Raw genomic sequence first — 22,976 nt, forward strand, 5'->3', positions numbered from 1 at the left:
AATTAGAAATGAATCAGCAGTTTTCGATTCCAACAGCACTGTGTTTACCCGTCCCTGATATTGAAGCCTTAATACAGGGACGTACAATTGCAGCTTTACCCAGGATGTTTATTCGTCCTGGGCAAAGATTTGCACTTTATCCTGCTGACTCTTCAGTTTCAATTAAAGCTTGGGCTAAATGTGAACTTTGCCAAATTTTAGACGAGACTAAGCCATTAGATATTTTGTCTAAGTTAACAATATGGACACCAAAAGTATTAAAAGAGATACTACAAAAACAACAGTATCTTTTCCTGGCTTACTTGCGTGTCTATCAGTTACCTCTGTTACAAGAAATATCAGTCAATCCCAACATTCACGAAAAGCTAGGAAAATTTGTTAGTTTACCTAATTCTCTAACGGTTTCTGAAGAAAAGCCAGTGTTAACTGATCGCACTTTCGCCCAACGCAAACGCCAATTAGAAAAGCTAGAACCCCCGCTACACCCTGAATTGGAAGAATTGCAGAGTGCGATCGCATCTCTAACCATTAGCCAACCAGCAGCGAAACAATTAGATCATGATATTCAAGTATTTTTCGGTTGGAGTAGTAATCACTCTAATCAAAGATTTGATTCAGATTTAATCTGGATTAAGAAGATTGCTGATGTAGGAAATTCTAGTGATGGTAATGAATTTGAGAGGCTAGTTCGTAGAAGTTTGATAAAACTAGGATTTTCTTGTTCTAACACTAATCCTAAAGCAAACCTAGACCCTGAAAAATTAGGAGGCGCCGGAGGCGTAGATTTTTATTGTGAGTATCCTTATCCAGTAGTAGGAGAATGTAAAGCTACCAAAAGTGAAAATGTTCCCAGTAAAACACCGGGACAATTAATACAACTAGGCAAAAATCATCTTCAAGAAAAATATGATAGTTGTCTCAAGATAATTGTGGCTGCTGGTGAATTAACTCCTGATGCCCTCCTAACTACTATAAATAATCAAATGAATGTAATTCGTCCTGAAACACTGCAAAAACTAGTTGAACTGCAAGCACACTACAAAAATTCTATCAATTTGTTAGAACTAAAAGAGTATTTACAACAAGCTCCTTTTGGTTTAGCTGAAGATAAAATTAATACTTATATTGATAAAGTTGAACAATCTATAAGGTTGCGATCGCAGGTTCTCACAGCAGTCAAAGAACTCTCTGAACAAGATAACGAAACTTCAAAAATGACACATCAGAGTGTCACAGTTACAGAAATTCGTGTTCATTACAATGCTACTCATAACCCGAAGCTAAACCCCATGCTAAATGATGAAGTAGTTCACGATTTACTGATTGAACTTTCCTCACCATTAACAGGCTATTTAGGACGAATAAAAAGCAGTGATTGGAAGAGCGATCGCTTTTACTTTCTCCGCGATTTACCTATTAACTAAAAATAATACAATATATCTCTTTTCTTCCCTCTGTGTTCTCTGCGCCTCTGTGGTTCGTTTAAAAATAACTGAAGTGTGTAGCCGTAGACAGCCGTAGGTATCGCAGTTATCCCAAAGTCAATGTACCAGCTTGATAATTCACCACCAACGGCAAAATTTTTAGCCACTCTGAACCTAACAATACTTCCGTAATTTCATCACCCACATAAACATTAATTTCATACTCATGTTCGTTTAATATCACCGTACCGAAATAAATATCAAATCTTGATTCTCCCTTAGCAGTTTGCAAAGGTTCTTCACCGATGTAAGCCCAATCAAGACATTCTAAATCTTGTTTATTAATAGCCACAAAGCCTGTGAAACCAGTATCTAACATGGCATCCACAGGCAAGTTTAATCCATCAGATGTGATTAAATCAATTTCAAAAAAAAGTTGCCCGCTATCCCCAAAGTTACCCTCAATCATATTGTGCCAGTTGTTCCCGTTTCATTTAGGCAGAATACACAATGTCTACTATTTGGGTATTTTTCAAGGGATTTTTTATGAGCTTGCATTTTATCCGCATCAATTAAGTAATCACCACTATCTGGCTCCACTGCAATATACCAGCCATAATGTTCCTTAATCAAATCAGGACGCACACGCTCAAAAATTGCCCGACAACGCCGATAAAATACTTCATCTTCAGCTTTGCGTCTAGCAAGTTCTTCTGGTGGTAAAGTCCGTTCAGGAAAAATTCTACCCCGACGGGCAGGTTGTTTTGCAGTTGATTCAGTCATAGCATTGATCCTACTTATTGATGCTGCCTTAACTTTATTTTATGGGAAGCAATAAAGAGCGATCGCACAACTCACCCCAGGTATCGCTATTTTACTCAGTATGTTTTATTTATGGTGACAAACTTTACAGAAATTTTATACTTAGCCACTGTGTAACTTCATTTACATGAGATAAGAGATTTAGTACTGTCGAAGAAACACATTATACTTACTACACTGGTATTCATTGATAGCCAATCCGTACCAAGTTTAAGACTTAGGTGAGATGACCCATGTATTATCAAATTTGGAATTTCTTTCTTAAAGAAGATAAATATATTTTTTGGAAAGAAAAAATAAAACTTAACAAAAAATTTGATAAAGTTACATGGCAAAAGATTATTGATTTTTTGTTACTAGTAGAGCAAACTTTCCAATTAAAAAGCCAACTAGCAGAAACCGATAGCCTTGAGCCGTTTCTCAAGTTAGCAACAGAAAATGGTTACAATTTGACGGCAGAAGAACTAGCGTGGTTTCTAGTTACAAGAAGACAGATTTGGGATCTTTTTGATTTTGCACAAAAAACGCCATCTCTCAAAGAAGAATTGCTCATTGCTAAAGATCCGCAGCAGTTCGTTAACATAGCTGCTGATAATGGCTATTCCTTTTCTGTAGAAGAGTTAGCTTGGCTGTTAATTGAAATCAAATCATCGCCAGAAATAGTATCTATCAACAACAGTGTTGGGGAGATTCTCACAGGTTCAAACTATGGCAGAATTGACATAGGCTACTGGATTTGGCTAGCAGAAGACTGGGGAATTGTGCCACCATTTTGTCATCGAGAGAAGCCAGTTAATTTATTATCTGGAGATACCAACAATCCTTTTTTACTCGATCGCTGTTTCCTACCCAAGAGCTATTTTAATCAACGCCTATTAGTAAGTAGTAATTCGTAATTCGTAATTAAGTTTTATAAATGGAATTTAGACGCAGCCACACGCAGAGGCTTAGATCCCCAACTTCTTCAAGAAGTCGGGGATCTTTTTGTTCATAACTCCTGCACAGATTGCTATATACATCATTACGAATTACGAATTACGAATTACGAATTATACAGAAGCATCCTAGACGGAAGATAAAACTTATATCTAGGATGCTTCACAATAAAAAATTGTTGCTGATACAACAATTAGGGACAAAATATGATATGTAGACTAGAGCTATCAGCTAGCAGAAACTGTTAAACTACCGGGTTTCTGAAGATCGCCTTGCAAAACCACGCCTCGCTGATTGGCATAGATATGACGCAAAATCTTATAAATTGCCTCAACTTGCTCTGATGCACCTGCTTTTTCGGCGAGTTCTTCAAGGGAAAGGGGAGTTTTTTCTTTTTGTAGAACTGCTACCACTCGTGTTTGCAAATCGAGAATGGAGGCGGCAGCTTTTTTGCCAGCTTCTACCCCTGGCTGATGGTAGGCATTGACGTTAACTAAGCTAGCGTATAAACCAACAGCACGTTCATACAAAGCTATTAATGCCCCTACAGTTCGGGAGTTAACTTGGGCAATGGTGACTGTAATCGAATCGCGGTGATTTTCATAAAGCGCTTGTCGGGTTCCTTGGAGAAAACCGGAAAGATAATCGCCTGATGTAACTCCCGGATCTATTTCAGTGGATGGGCCCTGACGATCTTCCAACACTTCAACGAAGGTAGCAAAGAAATTTGCTACACCCTCACGCAACTGCTGGACGTAAGCATGTTGATCTGTTGAGCCTTTATTGCCATAAACGGCGATACCTTGATGGACAACGTTACCGTCTAAGTCTTTTTCCTTGCCCAAAGATTCCATCACCAGCTGTTGCAAATAGCGACTGAATAAAAATAAGCTGTCCTTGTAAGGTAGGACAACCATATCTTTTTCACCCTTGCCATTGCCAGCAAAGTACCAAGATAAAGCAAGCATTGCTGCTGGGTTATTTTTCACATCTGGGACGCGGGTAGCGTCATCCATTTCTTTTGCACCATCTAACATGGCGCGGACATCAATGCCCTGTAAAGCGGCTGGTACTAGCCCGACAGCAGACATTTCTGAGGTGCGCCCTCCTACCCAGTCATACATGGGAAATCTGGCTAGCCAACCTTCATCTTTGGCTAGTTTATCGAGGTTGCTGTCAACGCTGGTAATTGCTACTGCATATTGAGCAAATTCCAAATTGTGTCCGGCGTAAGCTTTTTTAACTTCAATCATGCCGTTGCGGGGTTCCGGCGTTCCTCCAGATTTGGAAATCACCAATACCAAAGTGCTGGCGAGGCTATTTCGTAGGTGATTGATGACGTGATCGATACCTGCCGGATCGTTGTTGTCGATAAAGTGAATTTTCAGGGGCGGGAAATCAGGAGCAAGGGCTTCTGCGACGAATTGGGGGCCGAGGGCGGAACCACCAATGCCAATGGAGATAATATCCGTAAAGCGGCTTGCTCTGGGAGGATGAATAGCACCTGTTTGGACTTTTTCCGCAAAAGCTTCGATTTGTTCTAGGGTTTGGACGATTTCTTGTGTAAGTTCTGGAGTTGGCGCTAAATCAGGATTTCGCAGCCAGTAGTGTCCAACCATGCGATTCTCGTCAGGATTTGCGATCGCACCCTTCTCCAGTTCAGCCATATCCGCAAACGCCTTGTCAAACTTCGGCTGCAACGATTCCACGAAGGCATCATCGAACCGCATCCGACTTATGTCTAAGTACAGTCCCAATCCCTCGTGGAAATATAACCAGTTTTGGTATCGTTGCCAAAGTGCCCTAGCATCCATAGGGAAATCTCAAATAAAGTGTTTTTCAAAAACCAGTTTAATGTAAGGTTATAGCGATCCCTGCCTAGCCTTATACAGTTTACAGTTTTAAGTGTTCGGTTAACCCTGCCAATTTTAGATTTTAGATTTTAGATTTTAGATTAAAAATTATTTCGGTTCATGCCTTGCACTTTTCTACAAGATACCGCGAACGTGGGTGGAACAATCCAAAATGCAAAATCCTCAAGCCCCGTACCTTTGTGGTCGGGGTCAATCCAAAATTGGTTAACTCTTCACTTTAAACATCTGGCATAGGAATGACACGCAGAAATTTCACAATTTCACCTCTGATTTCTATACCAATTAGGTAATTATCGAGGGTGAAGCGGTGAAAAATGCCTTCACCATCAAGCTGTCGTAGTTCTCTTAGATCGCTCAGTTGCCACTTTTGGGCTAACTCAATAAAGACAAAATCATGCACCCGCTCGTAAGCAGCAGGTTCTAAATTTTTCAGGTCTAGCAAAAAAGACCTTGCATAGCGCATTTCTAGACTCACTAGGCGTTACCTTAACCAAAACTTGAGGGGCCACTGGCACTAGTACCGCTTCGCGTAATTCGTAATTCGTAATTCGTAATTACCATTGCGTAAGGGTTTTAGACATTTCATAAGAGTGGCCTATTTACGCCAAACTATACTAGCTCGAAAGCGCTGCTGAATCAGAAAAACATCAACAGTCGTACCGCTTCTTCATGGGTTAAGATATCCCACGGTTGCTGCGATCGCTTAACTTGTTGTATCGCTTTAAGCATATAAAAGTCACAATGTAAAGCTTCGAGAACGTCCCAAATTCTTTGCAAATCGTCATCGGCTAACTGCTCGATTAAGTGATGCATTCTCAGTCGCAGCAAATTCATAGGCCAATTTTTACCTACAACCCAACACTAAATAGTATTCCCACAAAATTAGCAAAGGTTAACGGCAATATAGCACTATGCTCAAGCTACGCTAAAATTTATTCGCCAAGCGTTGAGGGCAGAGGGGCAGAGAGCAGGGGGACAAGGAAAATAACCATGCCCAATTCCCAATGCCCCATTCCCAATTCCCAAATAACTATTTAATATGGTTGACTATCTAATTTTCTTAGCAATTTCTACAGCACTTTTTGCTCTATTCGGTTTGGGACTCAATTTACAGTGGGGCTTTACAGGGTTAATTAACTTTGGTCACATTGCTTTCATGACCCTGGGAGCATATACAACCGTATTATTAAGCTTAAAAGGCGTACCCCTATTGATATCAGCAATGGCTGGGGCAATTGTCGCCGCCTTGTTGGGTTTGATAATTGGTTTTGCAACTCTCCGCTTACGGGAAGATTATCTAGGAATTGTCACTATCGGTACGGGTGAATTAATTCGTTTGGTGGTAAATAATCAGGAATTACCTGTGGGTGATACCTGGGTTTCTGGAGCGTTTGGTGTGCAAAGTTATCCTATACCCCTATCCACAGAGCCGAATTTGTTTGTCAGATTACTAATGATTGGGTTGTTAACGCTATTAGCTGCTGTAACTTTCTTTACCTTATGGCAATGGATTCGTACTACTCAAATATCTCGGACTACTGATTTAGGCAAAAGGACAACTAACAAACAAGAATTTGTGTCGCGCTTGGCTGTGGGAATTGTATTAGCAGTTTTGGCAACAGCAATTTATATTTCTGGGGTAATTGGACTGTATAATTACAACCCAAAAGCGGGTTTGATGCTGGTGTTGCTGTTGGTTTTAGCATTTGTATACTGGCGCTTAGAAATTTTGGTGCGATCGCCTTGGGGTAGAATTCTCAAAGCCATCCGTGAAGATGAAGAAATTCCCAAGGCACTGGGAAAAAATGTTTTTTGGTATAAATTACAATCTCTCATGTTAGGGGGTGCGATCGCAGGTATCGCTGGTGCTTTCTTCGCTTGGCAACTCAGCGCTATTTACCCCGATAATTTTCAACCGCAAATCACCTTTGATACTTGGATTATGGTGATTTTAGGCGGTTCTGGAAATAACGTTGGCACAATCTTAGGTGCGGTAATTTTCTTTGCTTACGACGCGCTAACACGAGAAGTCTTACCTAGAATCGTCCCCCTTGATGAAGCCCGTTTGGGTGCATTTCGGATCATGGTAATCGGACTAATTTTGATGGTACTGATGATTTGGCGACCTCAAGGTATTCTAGGGAAAAAGGAGGAACTCACCCTTGGTAAATAACTATTCATCCCCGCTTCCCCTTTTGGTAGCCACTGGACTTTCTAAAAGCTTTGGTGGTGTCAAAGCAGTTAATGAGGCGAAAATCGAAGTTGCAAAAGGCAGCATTACGGGCTTAATTGGCCCCAATGGTGCTGGTAAAACCACTTTATTTAACTTACTCTCAAATTTCATCCGCCCAGATAAAGGACGAGTAATTTTTGATGGTGAACCCATTCACAATTTGCAACCATATCAAATTGCCCAACAGGGAGTAATCCGCACCTTTCAGGTTGCGCGGACTCTCTCGCGGTTGTCGGTGTTAGAAAATATGCTGCTGGCGGCGCAAAAACAAACTGGTGAAAATTTTTGGCAGGTGCAGTTGCAACCGCACGTTGTCGCTAAGGAAGAAAAGCAACTCCAAGAGCGGGCAATGTTCTTATTAGAATCGGTGGGCTTGGCAAAAAAAGCAAACGATTATGCTGGTTGCTTGTCTGGTGGACAACGGAAGCTGCTGGAAATGGGACGGGCGCTGATGACTAATCCCAAGTTAATTTTGTTGGATGAACCAGCTGCTGGGGTGAATCCGAGGTTGATTGATGATATTTGCAATCGCATTATCACTTGGAACCGCCAAGACGGGATGACCTTCTTAATTATCGAACACAATATGGATGTCGTGATGTCCTTGTGCGATCGCGTTTGGGTACTTGCCGAAGGGCAGAATTTAGCTGACGGTACACCCGCAGAAATTCAAACTAATCCCAAAGTTCTAGAAGCTTATTTGGGAAAATAAACTTATATGAAATGCCCAAGAAAATTAGAGAACTGAAAAGTTTATTACTGCGATCGGGGTTTACTTAATAAATCGGCAAAGGGAAGTCATAGCAAATGGATACATCCAAAATTATCTAAAGCTATTATCATTGCTGGTAAAGATGGTAGTGACGCTAAACTATATTTAGAAAAGCAGGTTAATGAAGCACTTGAAGAATTAAATAAGATAGAAACTGACGAACAAGAGGAACCAGAAGCATGAAATATACCATATTAATTCAATGGTCAAATGAAGATGAATGTTATGTAGTTTCATTACCTGATTTCCCAGATATTATGCAGCCTTGTACTGATGGAGACACTTATGAGGAGGCTTTAAAAAATGCTCAGGAAGTTTTAGAAATGTTAATCGAATCGTACTTAGAAGATGGTCAGCCTTTACCAGATCCACAAACATTAGGAAAGTCTTTAAAAGTGGCTTAATTGTCACCTTTAACTACCAAAAACATCTGACATTTCTATATTATGGATGTCATTATATTCTTGTGCGATCGCGTTTGGGTAATTGCCGAAGGACAGAATTTAGCTGACGGTACACCCGCAGAAATTCAAATGTAATCGTCAAGACCGGATGATTATGTCTTTGTATTTACTCTGTGTTCTCTGCGTCTCTGTGGTTAAATTAATTAATTTTTTTAAACCGCAGAGGCACAGAGAACGCTGAGAAAAAACAATCTTATTTTACAAGTCACCTTGAAAAGGCTAGTCCTAATTACGAATTACGAATTATTTTAATCTTCGTTATTTTCTGCAAAATTGACTTGCTCATAAAGGTCGCGCAATTCAATTTGATAATCAACTGTTTGCAGTGATAAAGTTGCAGATTCATGTTCAAGTTCAGTAAATGACCATTGACTTTCCGCAGTTTTTACATACTGCATCACGTGATACTGATATTGGTCAATTAAAATATATTCCTTGAATTCGGGAATAGAGCGATAATAAAGAAACTTATCGCCTTGGTCATAATTTTTAGTCGATTTAGATAAAACTTCAGCAATTAACATCGGGTTCATAACCGTTGTTGTGCTGGTTCCTGTATAAATAGGTTGTCCCTCAATCACCATCACATCAGGATATGTATGCTGCCGATAACGGGGTATCCATAAACGCACATCACCAATATAAACATCATAATTTTTACGCCTTAAAGCAATTTTTAAGGATGCAGCTAAATTCAACGCAATTTTATTATGATTTGTAGTGCCACCCGTCATCGGTACAATTTCTCCATCACGGTATTCGCTTTTATATTCTGCCTTTTCTTCAATTTCTAAATACTCTTCAGGTGTGTAATATAATTTTTGTGTTTCTAATTGCATAAAAATACAACCTATGATTTTGCAGTTTATTCATCCTTCATATCTATGTTGTACGCCAATAAACCCCATTCTCTCGCTGCATTAACTGATAGCCAATTAACTCCCGTCTCAGGGTGGCGCAATCAGGATGGTAGCGTTTGAGAATGTCATTTACTAGGCGTTCAGGATAGTTGACTCCTATATCAAACTGGTTTACCAACCACTTGAGAATAACTAGACGCTTTTTGCGACTAGCGGGAATTTCCTTGAGGTATTCGCCCTCGAAATAGTTTTTCAACACTTTGCTTTCCCAAGCTTCAGTATCTACATCCTCAATCAAAGATGCTATTTTCTCAGGTGTAAAAATTTCCTTGCTAATGCTTTGCAAAGCCTCACTATCCAATTTATATAGACGGCTATTACCTTCAGGGCGCATTGTCACCAAATTTAGCTCTTTAAGTTTCGCTAAATGATGCGATACCGTCGGTTCCTTGAGTTGCAGTAGTACCGCCAATTCTTCGACGCTGCACTCCTGATTTGCTAGGATACCTACAATCTTCAATCGGCTATCATCCGCTAATGCCTTGAAAAAGCGCAGTAAGATGGTAAATTGCTCTGGTTGCATAACTAACTTCTAATTAGACATCTATCTAATTAGAAGTATATCTAATTGAAAAGCTAAGATCCCCGACTTCGTAAAAGTTGTCGGGGATCTTATAGTTCAGTTTAACTAAACTGCTCCCCTGCATCCAGGTTAAATAACATTTGCAGAGTTTGCATACAGCGCCGTCTAGCTTCAACATCTTGCTGCGATCGCAACTGTACCATCGGATCGTGTAAAATTTTATTGACAATTCCCCGTGTTAATGCCTCAATCACCTCTTGATGTTTTTCGGCGAATTCCGAACCCAATCTCGACAAAGCTTTTTCTAGCTCTTGTTCGCGGATGGTTTCAACTTTATTTCGCAGACAGCTAATAGTAGTCACAGTTTCTAAACTGCGCCACCAAATATCAAAAGCTTCCACTTCTTCTTCTAAAAGTCGCTCGGCTTCCTGTGCAATCTTCCGACGGCTTTCGTAGTTTTGCGCCACTACAGCCTTCAAATCATCCACATTAAACGCCTGCACATTTTCTAGTTCATTGACATCCACATGAACATTACGCGGCACAGAAATATCAAATAACATCAGAGAACGCTGAACTTCTAAAACCATTTCCAACTTGGCGCGGTCAAGTATTGGCTCCGTTGCTGAAGTACTTGTAAACACCAAATCACTAGCGGCAATTACAGTCATCATTTCCGATAGCGGATGAATTTGGATCGGTTGTTGAGGGAACTGCTTTGTTAATTCCTCTGCACGTTCACGAGAGCGATTTACAATACTAATTTCCACAGCACCTTTAGAAAGTAGGTGTTGCACCAGGAGCCGTGACATTTTACCAGCACCTAAAATTACCACTCGGCAAGCAGCTAAATTTGCTACTTTTATTTGTGCTAATTCCACAGCTGCCGAACTAATAGAGACAGCGCCAGTACCAATACTAGTTTCAGTGCGAACCCGCTTACCAGCCGTCAACGCTTGTTTAAATAATCGATTCAAAATGGTTTTTATACCGTTATATTGCTGTCCCAGTTTGTGAGTAGTTTTCACCTGAGCCAGAATTTGACCTTCTCCGAGTACCAGACTATCTAAACCACCTGCTACCCGCATGACGTGCATCACTGCATCATCATGTAGCAGCATAAATAGGTGCTGTCGCAGAGAAAGCACGGGTAACTTACTATATTCCGCAAGAAACTGAGTTATTTCTCGGATACCTTGGTCTGCTTCACTGGTAACAATGTAGATTTCTAGGCGGTTACAAGTGCTAAGAATTGCAACTTCATCAATATGAGGATAGCTGGCCAGTTGAGCGATCGCACTTTCAATCTGTGGTTCTGGAATGCTCAGTTTTTCCCGGACTTCTACTGGGGCTGTTTTATGGCTTAACCCCACCACTGCTATATTCATTTGCTAAATCGTAGTTACTAGTTGGTAGTTGAAAATAGGGCATTGAGTCAGAATAGGGAATGGGGAATTTTTGTTTATTGGTTGGTAGTCTTTTCCAGCAACAAACAACAAATAATCACTAACTACTAACTACTAACTACTATAAGAATGAAGCATTTGGGTGAATATTTTTCATTTATATTGAAAGATTTCTTTCCAAACGCTTCGCCCCTATTTTTATCATTCCCCATTCCCTAAAAATTAGTTCAGTTGCAGAGTCTTGGGTTCACCAAACATGTGAATTGTATCAACAAATCGAGCAGTTTTCGATTGGTTGGAAATTACCAAGCTTTGAGTTCTTGCTCCGCCGTTAAAGAAACGCACACCTTCCATCAGATTACCACCGGTAATGCCGCTAGCAGCGAACAGAACAGTTTTACCAGATGCCAGTTCATGAGCATCATAGACCTTATCGGGGTCATTGATATTCATAGACGTTAAACGCTCAATATTGGCTTCTCTGCTTTCTCCAATCAGACCTGTTTTTACTACTGCTGGATCGTAGATCAGTTGACCTTGGAAGTGTCCACCCAAAGCACGCATTGCTGCTGCCGAGATCACACCTTCAGGAGCCGCACCGATACCCATCAGCGCGTGGATATTAGTTCCAGCAAAACCACAGCTGATAGCTGCACCCACATCACCATCTGAAATTAGGGCGACTCTCGCTCCCGCCTCACGGATTTCTTTAATTAAATCGTTGTGGCGTTCGCGCTTCATGACCACGATCACGAGTTCTTCAATAGAGCGTTCTAGACACTCAGCGAGAATCTTCAGGTTTTCTGTTGCTGACTTGTTGATGTCTACCTTGCCCTTAGCTGCGGGAGGTGCTGCTAACTTCTTCATGTAAAAGTCAGGAGCAGCAAATAATCCACCCTTTTCAGAAATTGCCAAGACAGCCATCGAACCAGGTTGTCCATAAGCTACCAAGTTCGTACCTTCACAGGGGTCAACCGCGATATCAATTTCGATTAATTCATCGGGGTTACACAAACTACTAGCATTTGGTTGAGTACAGATACCAACTTCTTCTCCGATGTATAACATCGGAGCGTCATCGCGTTCGCCTTCTCCAATCACAATGCGACCACGCATATAGATTTTATTCATCCGCTCCCGCATAGCTTCCACAGCTACTTGGTCAGCGATGTTTTTTTCGCCTTTACCCATCCACTTTGCGGATGCGATCGCGGCTTGCTCTACTACTTCAATAATCTCTAACCCAAGTGTATTTTCCACAGAGTCTGCCCTCTCAACTGCTTGAATTTGCGCCGCTTTATCTGGCTATTTCAGTCTTCAAGTCTACCAAAGGGCGGATACACGTGGAAGAAAGTTAAGTTTTACTGCTAACTGGTTAGAAAAGTACCAGTTAGCACATCTTAATTTTTCACTCCTACAACTCCAGTATAAAGCGTGTTCAAAAGCAACTAAGTTAAGAACTAGCACAAATCGGTAGCAGTGTATATCTAGAACATTGCTTTTCTTCAGTGTTTATCTTTAGGTATAAAATAATAAAGAAAAAAGCTGATAAATTCACTAAAAACTGAAAAACGAGGCGGAGAGTAAATAGCTTGTCAAATTAAGAGGTTAATCGTGTTTATCGACTACATCACTCTCATGTTAATCAACATGGTAGCTGGATTATTTCTACTAGCTGACTATGTGTATCGCGGTATAGACAGTTACGATCAAAGACCGTGGATTCCAGGATTTGGAATTACAGGTGCGATCGCCCTCACAACTGGTTTACACATGAGTTTCACCTGGCCCGTTATTGGCAGCTTTAACATTGCCTTTGGTGAAACAAGTGTCTTATTTGGAATCTTGTTTATTGCGGCTGCAATCGCACTTGCTCAAGGTTGGGATTTATTGACAATAGCAGTTTACGGCTTCTTTGCTGGTGTAGTTGCGATCGTAGTGGGTATCCGCATCATCAACTTGAATTTGACAAAGCAACCGCTTTTATCGGGAATCGGCTTTATTTTAACTGGCTTAGGTGGTATTTTTGCAGCGCCAACCCTCTATTGGAAAACCAACCGAACCTGGCGGCTAATTGGCGTAGCAGTGCTAATAGTAGCCGCTCTAATTTGGGCATTGACTGGATATTTGTCTTACTGGAATCATTTAGAGAGTTTTCAAAAGTGGGTTCCAGCGCCGATGCGGTAAGCAATGATCTAGGCTAGAGACATAGTTAAAACCTTGCTTAAGAAAACTATGCTGGACTTTCTTAATCCCCTATTAAATCGCCATCCAGAGCGAGTTAAAGCCAACGTCGAACTTTACACGTGGCAAACTTGCCCTTACTGCATTCGTGCCAAAATACTGCTGTGGTGGAAAGGTGTAAATTTTACTGAATATAAAATCGACGGCGATGAAGCAGCCAGAGCTAAAATGGCAGAACGCGCTAACGGACGACGTACCGTACCGCAAATTTTTATTAATAACCAGCACATTGGCGGCTGCGATGACCTCTATCAGCTAGACACACAAAGCCAACTCGATCCCCTTTTAGCCCAAGCCGCTATTTAACAATAAGATTATCCCCTAAGATGAATTTAAACCTCACCGATGTTGAAACCTAGAGTTTTTTAAAAGATATACAGCAGATTGCAAGTAAGTGAGGTACAAAATCTAGGATTGATTTAATCAGATATTAAAGAGTTTCTACCTCTTCCCTCCTGCCTTCTGCCTCCTGCCTCAAAACCCGTAACTTTGTACTTCATGCAAATGAAAACTGCTGTATTTATGTAGGTTGGGTGGAGTGAAACGCAACCCAACATTATCACCAAATTTTATGTTGGGTTACGCGATCGCTGCACCCAACCTACAAAACTACTTTTTTGTAGGAAGGTGTATTAATACGGTTCGGTTAAGGTTTTTTGATGAAAATTCTAGATCGCAAAGACGCGATAAATCGCCGTCAAGACGAAAGACTGAATTATTGTAGAGACGGCGATTCATCGCGTCTCTTGTCTTAATCAAGGCAAGCATAATTTTAAAATTTTATATTGATAAGAAGATGCTAACTAAATACACAGAATATCTTATACATCAACAATGGATGAGTTGTGCCCTAGAATTAGCAAAAGTAGCAGGTGATGCAGGTGAAGTCCCTGTAGGTGCTGTTATCATTGATTCAACAGGCAAATTGCTGGCACAAGGAGAAAACAGAAAAGAACGCGACAAAGATCCTACCGCTCATGCGGAAATTCTCGCTCTCAAAGCAGCTGCAACAACTTTACAAAATTGGCATCTTAATGAATGTACCCTCTACGTAACTCTTGAACCGTGTCCCATGTGTGCAGGTGCTATTTTGCAAGCGCGTGTAGGACAACTTGTATATGGAGTAGACGATACAAAAACTGGCGCAATTCGTACAGTTATTAACATACCCGATAGTGCTGCTTCTAATCACCGTCTCCAGGTCATTGGAGGCATTCTAGAGTCAGCTTGTCGTGAGCAATTACAGGCTTGGTTTACCACTAGGCGGCGTAAGGTAAACTAACGGACAGAGGTAAAACTGTCCATCTAGTACGACACAACTCACGCAAGAGAATCTACGGTGTAACTAATCAGGCTTTTCGTTAAATTTTTACCCGTCAATCAGCTGCATCCGTCATGATGGAATTTTACTCTTCATCCGATCCCCGCCAGCGCCCACCAGCAAATGATCAGGTGGCTGGTACTACCTCAAAGGTTTCCCCTTGGTTAAGTCCTCTGGCATATTTATTAGGCCGTCACTGCCTATTACCATTATTCTTTGGGCAAATTAGAATAACCGGACAAAAAAATATCCCTACAACTGGGCCTATTATCCTCGCACCTACTCATCGGGCGCGTTGGGATGCATTACTTGTACCCTACGCAACTGCTGATTGTCGCAGAGAACAAGACCTCCGGTTTATGGTGACTATTGACGAATGCCAAGGTTTACAAGGCTGGTTTGTCAAACGTTTGGGGGGGTTTGCTGTAAATTCTAAGCATCCGTCAATCCGCACACTGCGACATGGAGTTGAGCTACTTCAACAGAAAAAAACGCTGGTCATCTTTCCAGAAGGTAATATTTTTCGTGATGGTCAAGTTCACCAGTTGAAACCGGGAATTGCTCGTCTTGCTTTGAGTGCTGAATCTAGTCATTCTGGGCTGGGAGTGAAAATTATACCCATAGGTATTAATTACAGCCAACCTTATCCAAATTGGGGTACAGATGTAAGTATTGACATTGGCTCACCAATCAGAGTAGCGGATTACATGAGTGGCTGTATAAAACACGATGCCAAAAGCATCACAACTGATTTAGGAAAGGCACTGCAACAATTAAGCCATCAAGAAACAAAAATTACTAATCACGCATTTGCAGAAATTACTAATTCTTGATCTCGTCAAAGGGCAAGAGTCCCAAGACAGGCTCTTAACCACTGGCCAATGACTGTGCATGATTAAGAAACTGCACGTTTTCAATGTTTGACACTAATTCCTAACTAGCTATATCCATCCTGAATTAAGTCACCAAAGATTTAGTGCTATTTTGCAACCTTTGAGGATGTATACATATATAGATTACTCTCTATTGACAGGATATTTAGCCAAATTGGCATTTTTTTGAGCAAATAGCTAATAATTGTCTGCAAACTACTGAATTGGTCGATAAAAAACATTTTTGCTACTTCAGTTAGATAGTTACAAGGTGGTTGCTAGTAAACCGATGATTGGAAAATCAGAGTAGTTAACGTGTTAACGCAGTCCACCGTAGTATCGCTCATCACGAGGATTTAAGTTAGTTACTATACAAGGGCAATGGGAACTCTATTAAAGCAATTTTCAGTCCTAAATCAGAGATACTTAGGATGTAACTTTGCTTTGTCCAAAACCAAAACAGAGTTAAGATACCCGAAGTTTCCATAACTTAGTATAGTTGTCGCACTAATTGATCCCATGAACACTGCTGCCGCTGTTACCTTGATGCACCGTACCCTTTTATCAGTCATAGCAGTCCTCAGCCTGCTATCACCTGTGAATGCTCAGGTATCACAGTCACCAGGCACTACCAGCCAACCACAACCCATTGACCCCAACGATCCCAATAATCTGCGCCCCATAACCCAAAGTAACAGCCTTTTGAGCATTGAAGGTGGCGATCGCTTAGTAAAAGAGGCAGACCAAGCCGTTTCTGCTCAAAACTACCCCTTAGCTGCTAAAAAACTACAAGAAGCACGTCAGGTTTACAATCAGCTATCTAATTTTTATCAAGAGTTAAATTCTAGCTTTTCGGGAATTGACAATAGAGTTTCTGATTCTCAGCGTCAAAAAGCTCTATTAACAGCCCAAAAGCGAGATGAAGCCACCTTTCAGCTAGCATTGGTACATCGGGCACAAAATCAGCCAGAATTAGCTGTGCCGTTGTTGGTTCAAATAATTAAGAGTCAAAACCCGACACGGGATTTAGGCAAGAAAGCCTATAAACAGTTGTTTGAGTTGGGTTTTGTTGATTCTCCCTATCCTAGAGAAGGTGGTAGTTCATCTTCCTCATCCCCAAAAAAATAAATTAAATTTTTGTTGCCTCTTTTTCCCTACCCTTATTTCCCTAAGCAATCCCTTGGGAATCCCCAGTGCTAGGATAGAGCTATCCGCCGTAGCCAAAACCTGAGCGTTTTCAAAAATACACCTCAGAGGCGGATTTATCTACAGCCTTGCCAAAACCTGAAGTTGGCACAGGCATTTACTCCATATCTGTTAATAATAGAAAAGTAAGTTTTTTCAGGAATTGCGATGATTAGTCCGCAGCAGGTTGAGGCAATGATCAAGGCGGAACTGCCAGACGCACAGGTTCAGGTGCAAGACTTGACTGGTGGCGGCGACCACTATCAAGTGACTGTAGTTTCATCGCACTTTGCAGGTAAAGGACTAGTGCAACAGCACCAGTTAGTTTATGGTGCGTTGGGTCAAGCTATGTCTACTGAAGCGATTCATGCCTTGGCGGTAAAAACATACACTCCCGAAGCTTGGCAAGCAACAGCAAGTTCCTAAAGTTAGGAGAGACGCGAGATTAATCGCGTCTGTACAAGAGTGAGGAGTTATAAAATTTTTAACTCCTCACTCATTATCGTTGAATGCAACATAGGAAACACAAATATCATGACACCAGAACTCAAAGAGAAAATTGATAACTTGCTACAACAGAACAAAATTCTAGTTTTCATGAAGGGAAACAAGTTAATGCCCCAATGTGGTTTTTCCAACAACGTTGTGCAGATTCTCAATACATTGGGAGTTCCCTTCGAGACGGTTGATGTTCTATCAGACTCTGAAATCCGTCAAGGAATTAAAGAATACTCTAACTGGCCGACAATTCCCCAAGTGTATATCAATGGTGAATTCGTTGGCGGTTCTGACATCTTGATTGAACTGTACCAAAAAGGTGAATTGCAGCAAAAGGTAGAAGTAGCACTAGCTTCTTAACTAATTCGTAATTCGTAATTCGTAATTCGTAATTTTTGGGTTGAATTCCCCAAATTTTGGAGAAGCACTCGCGTTCGTCTATAGGAATCCGATTTGATTAATGAACATACTTGTGTAGGGAGGGAATAGGGAACAGAAAAGAAGGGAGTTAGAGGTGTACTAAGTTTTTTCAGAAATCAAATATGAGTCCTATATATGTGATGCTTTTTTTAGTCGGGATCTAAATCCCGTCTGAAACAGTCTTGAAATTACGAATTATTTTAATGTCCTTGAAAGGGGAGAGAAATAGTGTCTCCCCTTTCAAGGGTTTTTTAATAAGTTTTTGACAAAAGTACTTTACCTGTTTTGGGCTTGATTTTATAGCTAGTCAACAATCCCCTCAGCCCTATATTGGCAAGACCAATATAGGGCTGAGGGGATGCGTTTAATCAATACAATATCTCCAAAATCTCACACCACGGCAACCCGTTGACCAATACAGATAATATGCTATAATAATCTGCGGTAATTAACGGTTACTATCAAGAACCAAGTAAATGGTACTTAGTAGTAATCGGGTTGTGGCTGTGGTTGCGGCACTGCAAAGTTTGATCCATCGTACAAGTAGCGGCTGGCTTCCTCTTCTAGGCGATGAATCAGATAAGGTTCAATGACGTTGCTATGTCGCAGTGCGGCTAGATATCCATCCAAATACATCCGCATATCATCCGTGCGATAACCGCGATTCCATAACTCGACGAAGGCGTCGGTGAGTCTTTGGTAATAGCGGATGGTTTGTGTGTCTTGGAGCATAACTGCTGTATTAATCTCTTTGGAATGAGAATTGTAAATGATTCACGCTCAAATGTGAAGTGTAATTTCACTTTGGCATTAATTCAAAGTCAACACATCTACTTTGGGTACTACCCCTAGCAGCTACAAGCTACTTTAATCCTATTCCAGAAAACATCGATTCTAGTTATCTGCTCAGTTATTTGTCTGATTTTCATATTCAATGGCCCAATTGTATTGGTGTTATATTCCTGGATGAGGGCACTAATTTCTGCGGAAAAAATCTACTTTTTCCATCAGGTTGAAAAGCTGTTGTATTAACGTTTAGCTGATTGGGTTATAAGTAAGTTGGTGCGAAAAAAACCAAGTATGTTACGAAACGTGAATAGGCTTAAAACTCTTACTAATGACCAATACATAGACGCGCCATAGGCTTCTTGCAAGGTAGGATAATGACAGCCTTTGCCAGTTAGCTTTAATTGCGCCGACCTAATTAGCTATTTCCCACATTACACCTATCTAAAAGCAGAATGTTAAGATACAAGAATTTTTGATACGTCTAACAATACTGCTGAGAAATTTAATAAAAATTTAATAATATTTCTAATCCCCTATCGGCAAGGCATAAATTAAAGATATTGCCACGCTTTTTATGAGGAAATGTAAAGCTAATAGCAGTTGAAGTAACAAAGGCTACAAAACCTTAGAGATGGGCTTGTTACTTTGAAAGTCATCAGACGCTAAGGGGTCTTGCCGCCGTGGGTTCGGTTTGTATAGAAATCATTGAGGGGAATCCCCATCTGAGGTCGTTGTTGGGTTGGCACTTGCAACAGCTGGAATACCGTGTGCATCAAGCTGCCAGTATTTATCAAGCAAGGGAAGTATTTTTAAGCCATCAACCAACACTGGTAGTATTGGATGCAGACCTGCCTGATGGTGATGGCATTGAATTTTGTCGTTGGTTGCATCGCCAGCAGCAGCCTCTAATCTTAATGCTATCTGCTCGTAATAGTGAAGGTGATATCGTCGCAGGTTTAAAGGCGGGTGCAGATGATTACCTAAGTAAACCTTTTGGAATGCAAGAGTTTTTGGCACGGGTAGAGGCACTAATTCGCCGGAAACGCACACCTACTGCACCAGCTTATTTGGATTATGGCACTTTGCAAATAGATTTAGTCCAGCGCCGTGTCCGCTTCCAGGGGGAGTTTATCGATTTAACGCCCCAAGAATTTAGTTTGCTATACGTTTTGGCACAAGCTGGGGGAGTACCTCTGAGTAGGTCGGAATTGCTGCGTCGTGCTTGGCCTGACGCTATCGATAACCCTCGTACCATTGATACTCACGTTTTATCGCTGCGGAAAAAGGTTGAACTTGACCCTCGCCAACCAAACTTGATTCAAACTATCCGCAATGTAGGATACCGTTTTAACATGGAAATTTTGAATACCAATATTTCACAATCACAAACAACAAAGTTAGCTCGAGAGAGATTTAATAATCAACGTTCAACACTTACTAGTAGTCAAGTTTGATGGGGAATTGGGAATTGGGAATTGGGAAAGTAAGATAACGACTCTTGATTTCTGTCTCCTGACCAATTCAAAATCTAAAATCCAAAATCTAAAATCTAAAATCGTCCTCAGTTTCTGCTTGAATTAAGTTTTCTCGTAATTCAAGCCAGTTTATCTCAGAGACTGTTTGATTTGCGGATAAATGACCTTGTTGTAGGTGTAATAATCGAGTACAAAACATTTGGGCTAGTTCCAGTTGGTGATTTACCATCAGAATCGTAGTTTGATGAGTTTGACTCAACTGGGTTAAGACTTGCATTAGATGAGACGCTGTACCAGCATCAAGGGCAGAGGTTGGCTCGTCTAATAATAGTATTTTAGGCTGGATGAGTAAGGCACGAGCGATCGCTACTAGTTGTCGTTGTCCGGCAGAAAGTTGTACCTCAGTTCGCCCTAACCATTCATTGGGAATGTGCAGTTGTTCTATCCAATAAATGACTCGTTGCTGAATTGTCTGTTTGGGCAAACCACGCAAAACTAAAGGATAAGCCAAGGCTTGCTGAACTGTCATCCCTAACAGCTTTGACTCTTGCAATACAAGTACAACCATCTGGCGTAGCTGGATGACAGGAATTTGGCGATATTCTTGATTTTCTAGATAGATTTTGCCACTAGTGGGTTCAATTAGGCGGTTGATGAGGCGTAATAACGAAGTTTTCCCAGCGCCAACTGGCCCTACAATGGCAATGCGATCGCCCTGAAATACTTCCAATGAAATATCTTGCAATATAGGATATCCTTGCTGATTTCCTGGAAGTTGGGTTTTCAGCTTTGTAAACAGATTAACTTGCTCTAGCCTGAGTGTGACCTTATTCAAGGGGAGTGGGGAGATGAGGGAGATGTGGTTCGACTTCGCTCACCAACCGGGAGATGAGGGAGATGGGGAAGATGAGGGAGATGGGGGAGAAATAACCAATGCCCCATGCCCCATGCCCGATTTTAAGTTAATTGTGTGGTAGTTAAGGCTGTAGCGATCGCCCAGCCATCGACCAATAGTAACAGCAGTGTGAATCCTAGTAAAATCAGGTACATCCACGGCTGTGCTAAAGGGCGAACATCTGTAGTATCAATGCCTGTCTTTGCTTGGACAATTTGCACGAAACGGGCAAATCCAGCTACACGCATTGGGAGTAAATAAGCTTTCTCATCCTGGCTGAGAAAGTAATAAACTAGCCCTCCTTGACCAGTGGTGCGCGGTTTTAACTCTTTCACCTCTGACCAAGGTAAAAACCAGCCTTTACGAAAAAATCGAGGCACCCAGGCAGGGTAAGTAACCTGAATTCCCTGGTCATCTACTATTACTTGTTCTGTCAATACGGCGTACAAGGCAACTAAGCCGATGCTAATCCCTATCCACAAAAATCCTGGGGGTACGGGTGCGGCTGTTACCTGCGATAAAAAAGGTAATGGGACTGTGAGTGCTATATATAGACTCAGCAGCGTTATCCGAATCAAAGGAGACAGACGAAAAATAGAAACTGAGATATTGGCTGAGTTTACTGTCACGGCTCAATTACAATGCTTTTTTTCATTGTAGGGCAGGTCTATGTCTTAGCTGGACTGTTGAAAATAAGGTATGACACTTTAATAATTCGTAATTCGTAATTCGTAATTACTAGTTCTTCAGGGTAAATACTTTTGCACTACAATCCAACCAGTAAGGGATACCCAGGTAAATCCTATAAACAGAATAATATTTACGCCGATGTGTAAGGGTCTAGCCCAAGACCGTCTGGCACTAATTTGAGTGGCACTGAAAGCAGAGAGCAAAACTAATGCTACCACTATCAATCCAGCAACCAAGTGTGACGAGTGACCTAAAGAACCAAAGTGCCCTAAAGTGCCAACAATACCGATCGCTAGCAATAGTAGCACTAAACTTACCATGCTGATCCCCATTAAATAGTGGAGCGATCGCACTTCCCTATTTCCGCCCATAAATGGCGTAAAAGGAAATTGTTGCAAAGTTCTCGCTCGAAACATCCAAACGCCTGTGATTGCTAACATCAGATATGCCAGCAGGGATAAACCCATCGACCAGGCCGCTATTTTCCACAACCAAAGAAATGAAGGCAGATTCATAAGAATGATTGTAGATGAGAGTGGGGAGATGAGGGAGATGAGGGAGATGAGGAGCAGGGAGCAAGGCAGAAGAGTTTTCCCCCTGCCCCCCGCCCCTCTGCCTCTTTTCCATGCCCAATGCCCAATATATAAAAAAAGGGCTGCTGAATTAGCAACCCTGAAATTGAGTCAAATTGTTTTTTTTAATCAATAGCTGCTAAACAGCAACTTGTAAGGGTTTTATACTATCTCCGGTGTTTGTATGAATTTGCTGCAACATTGCTTTGGTATTAATAGGGTCTTTGCCAAATGATGAGTCTGTATCAAACTCATCAGTACTGGGTTCGTCGAGCATCAGGCGATCGCACGGAATCTTATCTGATAAAATTGCACTTGCCATCATCCCTGTATGAATCTCCACTTGGCCTTTTCGCGGAGCTTCAAAAACTAAACGTTGTCCAGGGAAAACTACCCTTTCAAAGTACCAGTTGGGAATATTACAGATGCGAGCTACCTGTATTTTGCTCGTGGCATTAATGTAGCAGCAGAGAATTTTTCCCGATTGCTCTGGTGGTAGAGGATCTAATATTTGAGCCATAACTGCTGAGGAGCTTTACGCCACAATTTTACATTACACTAGCCAAGCCTAGCATTCACTGATCCCCAGTTGCTGTAACTGTGAATACCAACTGAGTCTTTGGAGATTATTTCTTCCTAAA

28 protein-coding genes and 2 pseudogenes are annotated in these 22,976 nt (G+C 41.2%); 16 read left to right on the forward strand and 14 right to left on the reverse strand.

Features of this window, described 5'->3' with window-relative positions; translation table 11 throughout:
- Nucleotides 1-8: 8 nt before the first annotated feature.
- Nucleotides 9-1,424: a DUF1802 family protein gene (locus tag HWQ36_RS22905; protein WP_292706731.1), complete on the forward strand. Its 1,416-nt coding sequence runs from the start codon at nucleotides 9-11 to the stop codon at nucleotides 1,422-1,424.
- Between the two features lie 106 nt (nucleotides 1,425-1,530).
- Here HWQ36_RS22905 and HWQ36_RS22910 read toward each other — a convergent pair whose 3' ends face one another.
- Both HWQ36_RS22910 and HWQ36_RS22915 read right to left on the reverse strand, forming a co-directional pair.
- Complete coding sequence (locus HWQ36_RS22910) at nucleotides 1,531-1,893, reverse strand: aspartyl protease (protein WP_292706733.1); 363 nt, start codon at nucleotides 1,891-1,893, stop codon at nucleotides 1,531-1,533.
- Nucleotides 1,890-2,207 (reverse strand): hypothetical protein, encoded by a 318-nt coding sequence (locus HWQ36_RS22915; RefSeq protein WP_292706734.1) that lies wholly within the window; start codon nucleotides 2,205-2,207, stop codon nucleotides 1,890-1,892. Before HWQ36_RS22915 ends, HWQ36_RS22910 begins: the two co-directional genes overlap by 4 nt.
- A gap of 272 nt (nucleotides 2,208-2,479) precedes the next feature.
- Between HWQ36_RS22915 and HWQ36_RS22920 the strand changes: the two genes are divergently transcribed.
- Complete coding sequence (locus HWQ36_RS22920; protein WP_292706736.1) at nucleotides 2,480-3,142, forward strand: Nif11-like leader peptide family natural product precursor; 663 nt, start codon at nucleotides 2,480-2,482, stop codon at nucleotides 3,140-3,142.
- A gap of 267 nt (nucleotides 3,143-3,409) precedes the next feature.
- On the opposite strand, the gene HWQ36_RS22925 is transcribed toward HWQ36_RS22920, so the two are convergent.
- From HWQ36_RS22925 to HWQ36_RS22935, 3 genes are all read right to left on the reverse strand, one after another.
- Nucleotides 3,410-4,996 carry a glucose-6-phosphate isomerase gene (locus tag HWQ36_RS22925; protein WP_292706737.1) on the reverse strand — a complete coding sequence of 529 codons (1,587 nt, stop codon included), beginning with the start codon at nucleotides 4,994-4,996 and terminating at the stop codon, nucleotides 3,410-3,412.
- Between the two features lie 277 nt (nucleotides 4,997-5,273).
- Nucleotides 5,274-5,531: a cytotoxic translational repressor of toxin-antitoxin stability system gene (locus HWQ36_RS22930; protein WP_292706738.1), complete on the reverse strand. Its 258-nt coding sequence runs from the start codon at nucleotides 5,529-5,531 to the stop codon at nucleotides 5,274-5,276.
- A gap of 161 nt (nucleotides 5,532-5,692) precedes the next feature.
- A complete protein-coding gene (locus HWQ36_RS22935; RefSeq protein ID WP_292706739.1) occupies nucleotides 5,693-5,890 on the reverse strand; it encodes a hypothetical protein in 198 nt (65 codons plus the stop codon).
- A gap of 205 nt (nucleotides 5,891-6,095) precedes the next feature.
- On the opposite strand from HWQ36_RS22935, the gene HWQ36_RS22940 reads away from it, so the two are divergent.
- The 5 genes and pseudogenes from HWQ36_RS22940 to HWQ36_RS22960 all read left to right on the forward strand — a co-directional run.
- Nucleotides 6,096-7,229 (forward strand): branched-chain amino acid ABC transporter permease, encoded by a 1,134-nt coding sequence (locus tag HWQ36_RS22940; protein ID WP_292706740.1) that lies wholly within the window; start codon nucleotides 6,096-6,098, stop codon nucleotides 7,227-7,229.
- A complete protein-coding gene (locus HWQ36_RS22945) occupies nucleotides 7,219-8,001 on the forward strand; it encodes an ABC transporter ATP-binding protein (protein ID WP_292706742.1) in 783 nt (260 codons plus the stop codon). Before HWQ36_RS22940 ends, HWQ36_RS22945 begins: the two co-directional genes overlap by 11 nt.
- Before the next feature lie 11 nt (nucleotides 8,002-8,012).
- A pseudogene (locus HWQ36_RS22950) lies at nucleotides 8,013-8,244 on the forward strand (type II toxin-antitoxin system HicA family toxin).
- Nucleotides 8,241-8,465: a type II toxin-antitoxin system HicB family antitoxin gene (locus HWQ36_RS22955; protein ID WP_292706743.1), complete on the forward strand. Its 225-nt coding sequence runs from the start codon at nucleotides 8,241-8,243 to the stop codon at nucleotides 8,463-8,465. Before HWQ36_RS22950 ends, HWQ36_RS22955 begins: the two are co-directional and overlap by 4 nt.
- Nucleotides 8,465-8,600, forward strand: a pseudogene (locus HWQ36_RS22960) (ABC transporter ATP-binding protein); the annotation flags it as partial. The gene HWQ36_RS22955 and the pseudogene HWQ36_RS22960, both read left to right, overlap by 1 nt.
- 173 nt (nucleotides 8,601-8,773) lie before the next feature.
- On the opposite strand, the gene HWQ36_RS22965 reads toward HWQ36_RS22960, so the two are convergent.
- The 4 genes from HWQ36_RS22965 to glpX all read right to left on the reverse strand — a co-directional run bounded on the left by HWQ36_RS22965 (nucleotide 8,774) and on the right by glpX (nucleotide 12,634).
- A complete protein-coding gene (locus HWQ36_RS22965) occupies nucleotides 8,774-9,364 on the reverse strand; it encodes a Uma2 family endonuclease (protein WP_292706745.1) in 591 nt (196 codons plus the stop codon).
- Nucleotides 9,365-9,407: 43 nt separating this feature from the next.
- Nucleotides 9,408-9,968, reverse strand: coding sequence for a metalloregulator ArsR/SmtB family transcription factor (locus HWQ36_RS22970; RefSeq protein WP_292706746.1), 561 nt, complete (start codon nucleotides 9,966-9,968; stop codon nucleotides 9,408-9,410).
- Nucleotides 9,969-10,069: 101 nt separating this feature from the next.
- Nucleotides 10,070-11,356, reverse strand: coding sequence for a glutamyl-tRNA reductase (locus HWQ36_RS22975; RefSeq protein ID WP_292706747.1), 1,287 nt, complete (start codon nucleotides 11,354-11,356; stop codon nucleotides 10,070-10,072).
- A 240-nt stretch (nucleotides 11,357-11,596) separates the two neighbouring features.
- Nucleotides 11,597-12,634 carry a class II fructose-bisphosphatase gene (glpX, locus tag HWQ36_RS22980; protein WP_292706749.1) on the reverse strand — a complete coding sequence of 346 codons (1,038 nt, stop codon included), beginning with the start codon at nucleotides 12,632-12,634 and terminating at the stop codon, nucleotides 11,597-11,599.
- 354 nt (nucleotides 12,635-12,988) lie between these two features.
- Here glpX and HWQ36_RS22985 point away from each other — a divergent pair, with 354 nt between their 5' ends.
- The 8 genes from HWQ36_RS22985 (at nucleotide 12,989) to grxD (ending at nucleotide 17,854) form a co-directional block, all read left to right on the forward strand.
- Nucleotides 12,989-13,561: a DUF981 family protein gene (locus HWQ36_RS22985; RefSeq protein WP_292706750.1), complete on the forward strand. Its 573-nt coding sequence runs from the start codon at nucleotides 12,989-12,991 to the stop codon at nucleotides 13,559-13,561.
- A 48-nt stretch (nucleotides 13,562-13,609) separates the two neighbouring features.
- Complete coding sequence (grxC, locus tag HWQ36_RS22990) at nucleotides 13,610-13,924, forward strand: glutaredoxin 3 (protein WP_099102680.1); 315 nt, start codon at nucleotides 13,610-13,612, stop codon at nucleotides 13,922-13,924.
- 232 nt (nucleotides 13,925-14,156) lie between these two features.
- Nucleotides 14,157-14,342, forward strand: coding sequence for a hypothetical protein (locus HWQ36_RS22995; protein ID WP_292706752.1), 186 nt, complete (start codon nucleotides 14,157-14,159; stop codon nucleotides 14,340-14,342).
- A 72-nt stretch (nucleotides 14,343-14,414) separates the two neighbouring features.
- Nucleotides 14,415-14,900 carry a tRNA adenosine(34) deaminase TadA gene (tadA, locus tag HWQ36_RS23000; RefSeq protein WP_292706753.1) on the forward strand — a complete coding sequence of 162 codons (486 nt, stop codon included), beginning with the start codon at nucleotides 14,415-14,417 and terminating at the stop codon, nucleotides 14,898-14,900.
- 113 nt (nucleotides 14,901-15,013) lie between these two features.
- The gene (locus HWQ36_RS23005) at nucleotides 15,014-15,772 is read left to right on the forward strand and encodes a 1-acyl-sn-glycerol-3-phosphate acyltransferase (protein ID WP_292706754.1); all 759 of its coding nucleotides are present in this window, start codon (nucleotides 15,014-15,016) and stop codon (nucleotides 15,770-15,772) included.
- Between the two features lie 558 nt (nucleotides 15,773-16,330).
- Nucleotides 16,331-16,939: a hypothetical protein gene (locus tag HWQ36_RS23010; protein ID WP_094346144.1), complete on the forward strand. Its 609-nt coding sequence runs from the start codon at nucleotides 16,331-16,333 to the stop codon at nucleotides 16,937-16,939.
- Between the two features lie 225 nt (nucleotides 16,940-17,164).
- Nucleotides 17,165-17,422, forward strand: a complete 258-nt coding sequence (locus HWQ36_RS23015) for a BolA family protein (RefSeq protein WP_069070136.1) — start codon at nucleotides 17,165-17,167, stop codon at nucleotides 17,420-17,422.
- 108 nt (nucleotides 17,423-17,530) lie between these two features.
- The gene (gene grxD, locus HWQ36_RS23020; RefSeq protein ID WP_012410261.1) at nucleotides 17,531-17,854 is read left to right on the forward strand and encodes a Grx4 family monothiol glutaredoxin; all 324 of its coding nucleotides are present in this window, start codon (nucleotides 17,531-17,533) and stop codon (nucleotides 17,852-17,854) included.
- 543 nt (nucleotides 17,855-18,397) lie between these two features.
- Here the strand turns inward: grxD and HWQ36_RS23025 are convergent.
- Nucleotides 18,398-18,646 carry a DUF6761 family protein gene (locus HWQ36_RS23025; protein WP_012410260.1) on the reverse strand — a complete coding sequence of 83 codons (249 nt, stop codon included), beginning with the start codon at nucleotides 18,644-18,646 and terminating at the stop codon, nucleotides 18,398-18,400.
- Between the two features lie 737 nt (nucleotides 18,647-19,383).
- On the opposite strand from HWQ36_RS23025, the gene HWQ36_RS23030 reads away from it, so the two are divergent.
- The gene (locus HWQ36_RS23030; RefSeq protein WP_012410259.1) at nucleotides 19,384-20,157 is read left to right on the forward strand and encodes a response regulator transcription factor; all 774 of its coding nucleotides are present in this window, start codon (nucleotides 19,384-19,386) and stop codon (nucleotides 20,155-20,157) included.
- A gap of 88 nt (nucleotides 20,158-20,245) precedes the next feature.
- Here HWQ36_RS23030 and HWQ36_RS23035 read toward each other — a convergent pair whose 3' ends face one another.
- The 4 genes from HWQ36_RS23035 to HWQ36_RS23050 all read right to left on the reverse strand — a co-directional run bounded on the left by HWQ36_RS23035 (nucleotide 20,246) and on the right by HWQ36_RS23050 (nucleotide 22,855).
- On the reverse strand, nucleotides 20,246-21,013 hold the full coding sequence (locus HWQ36_RS23035) for an ATP-binding cassette domain-containing protein (protein ID WP_292706761.1): 768 nt from the start codon (nucleotides 21,011-21,013) through the stop codon (nucleotides 20,246-20,248).
- A gap of 122 nt (nucleotides 21,014-21,135) precedes the next feature.
- On the reverse strand, nucleotides 21,136-21,702 hold the full coding sequence (locus HWQ36_RS23040) for a hypothetical protein (protein WP_292706763.1): 567 nt from the start codon (nucleotides 21,700-21,702) through the stop codon (nucleotides 21,136-21,138).
- Between the two features lie 117 nt (nucleotides 21,703-21,819).
- Nucleotides 21,820-22,278, reverse strand: a complete 459-nt coding sequence (locus HWQ36_RS23045; protein ID WP_292706765.1) for a DUF4079 domain-containing protein — start codon at nucleotides 22,276-22,278, stop codon at nucleotides 21,820-21,822.
- A gap of 196 nt (nucleotides 22,279-22,474) precedes the next feature.
- Nucleotides 22,475-22,855, reverse strand: a complete 381-nt coding sequence (locus tag HWQ36_RS23050; RefSeq protein ID WP_292706767.1) for a DUF1830 domain-containing protein — start codon at nucleotides 22,853-22,855, stop codon at nucleotides 22,475-22,477.
- Between the last annotated feature and the right edge of the window lie 121 nt (nucleotides 22,856-22,976).

Origin of the sequence: Nostoc sp. NMS2 (assembly GCF_017115105.1) — a bacterium.
Taxonomy (GTDB): Bacteria; Cyanobacteriota; Cyanobacteriia; order Cyanobacteriales; family Nostocaceae; genus Nostoc.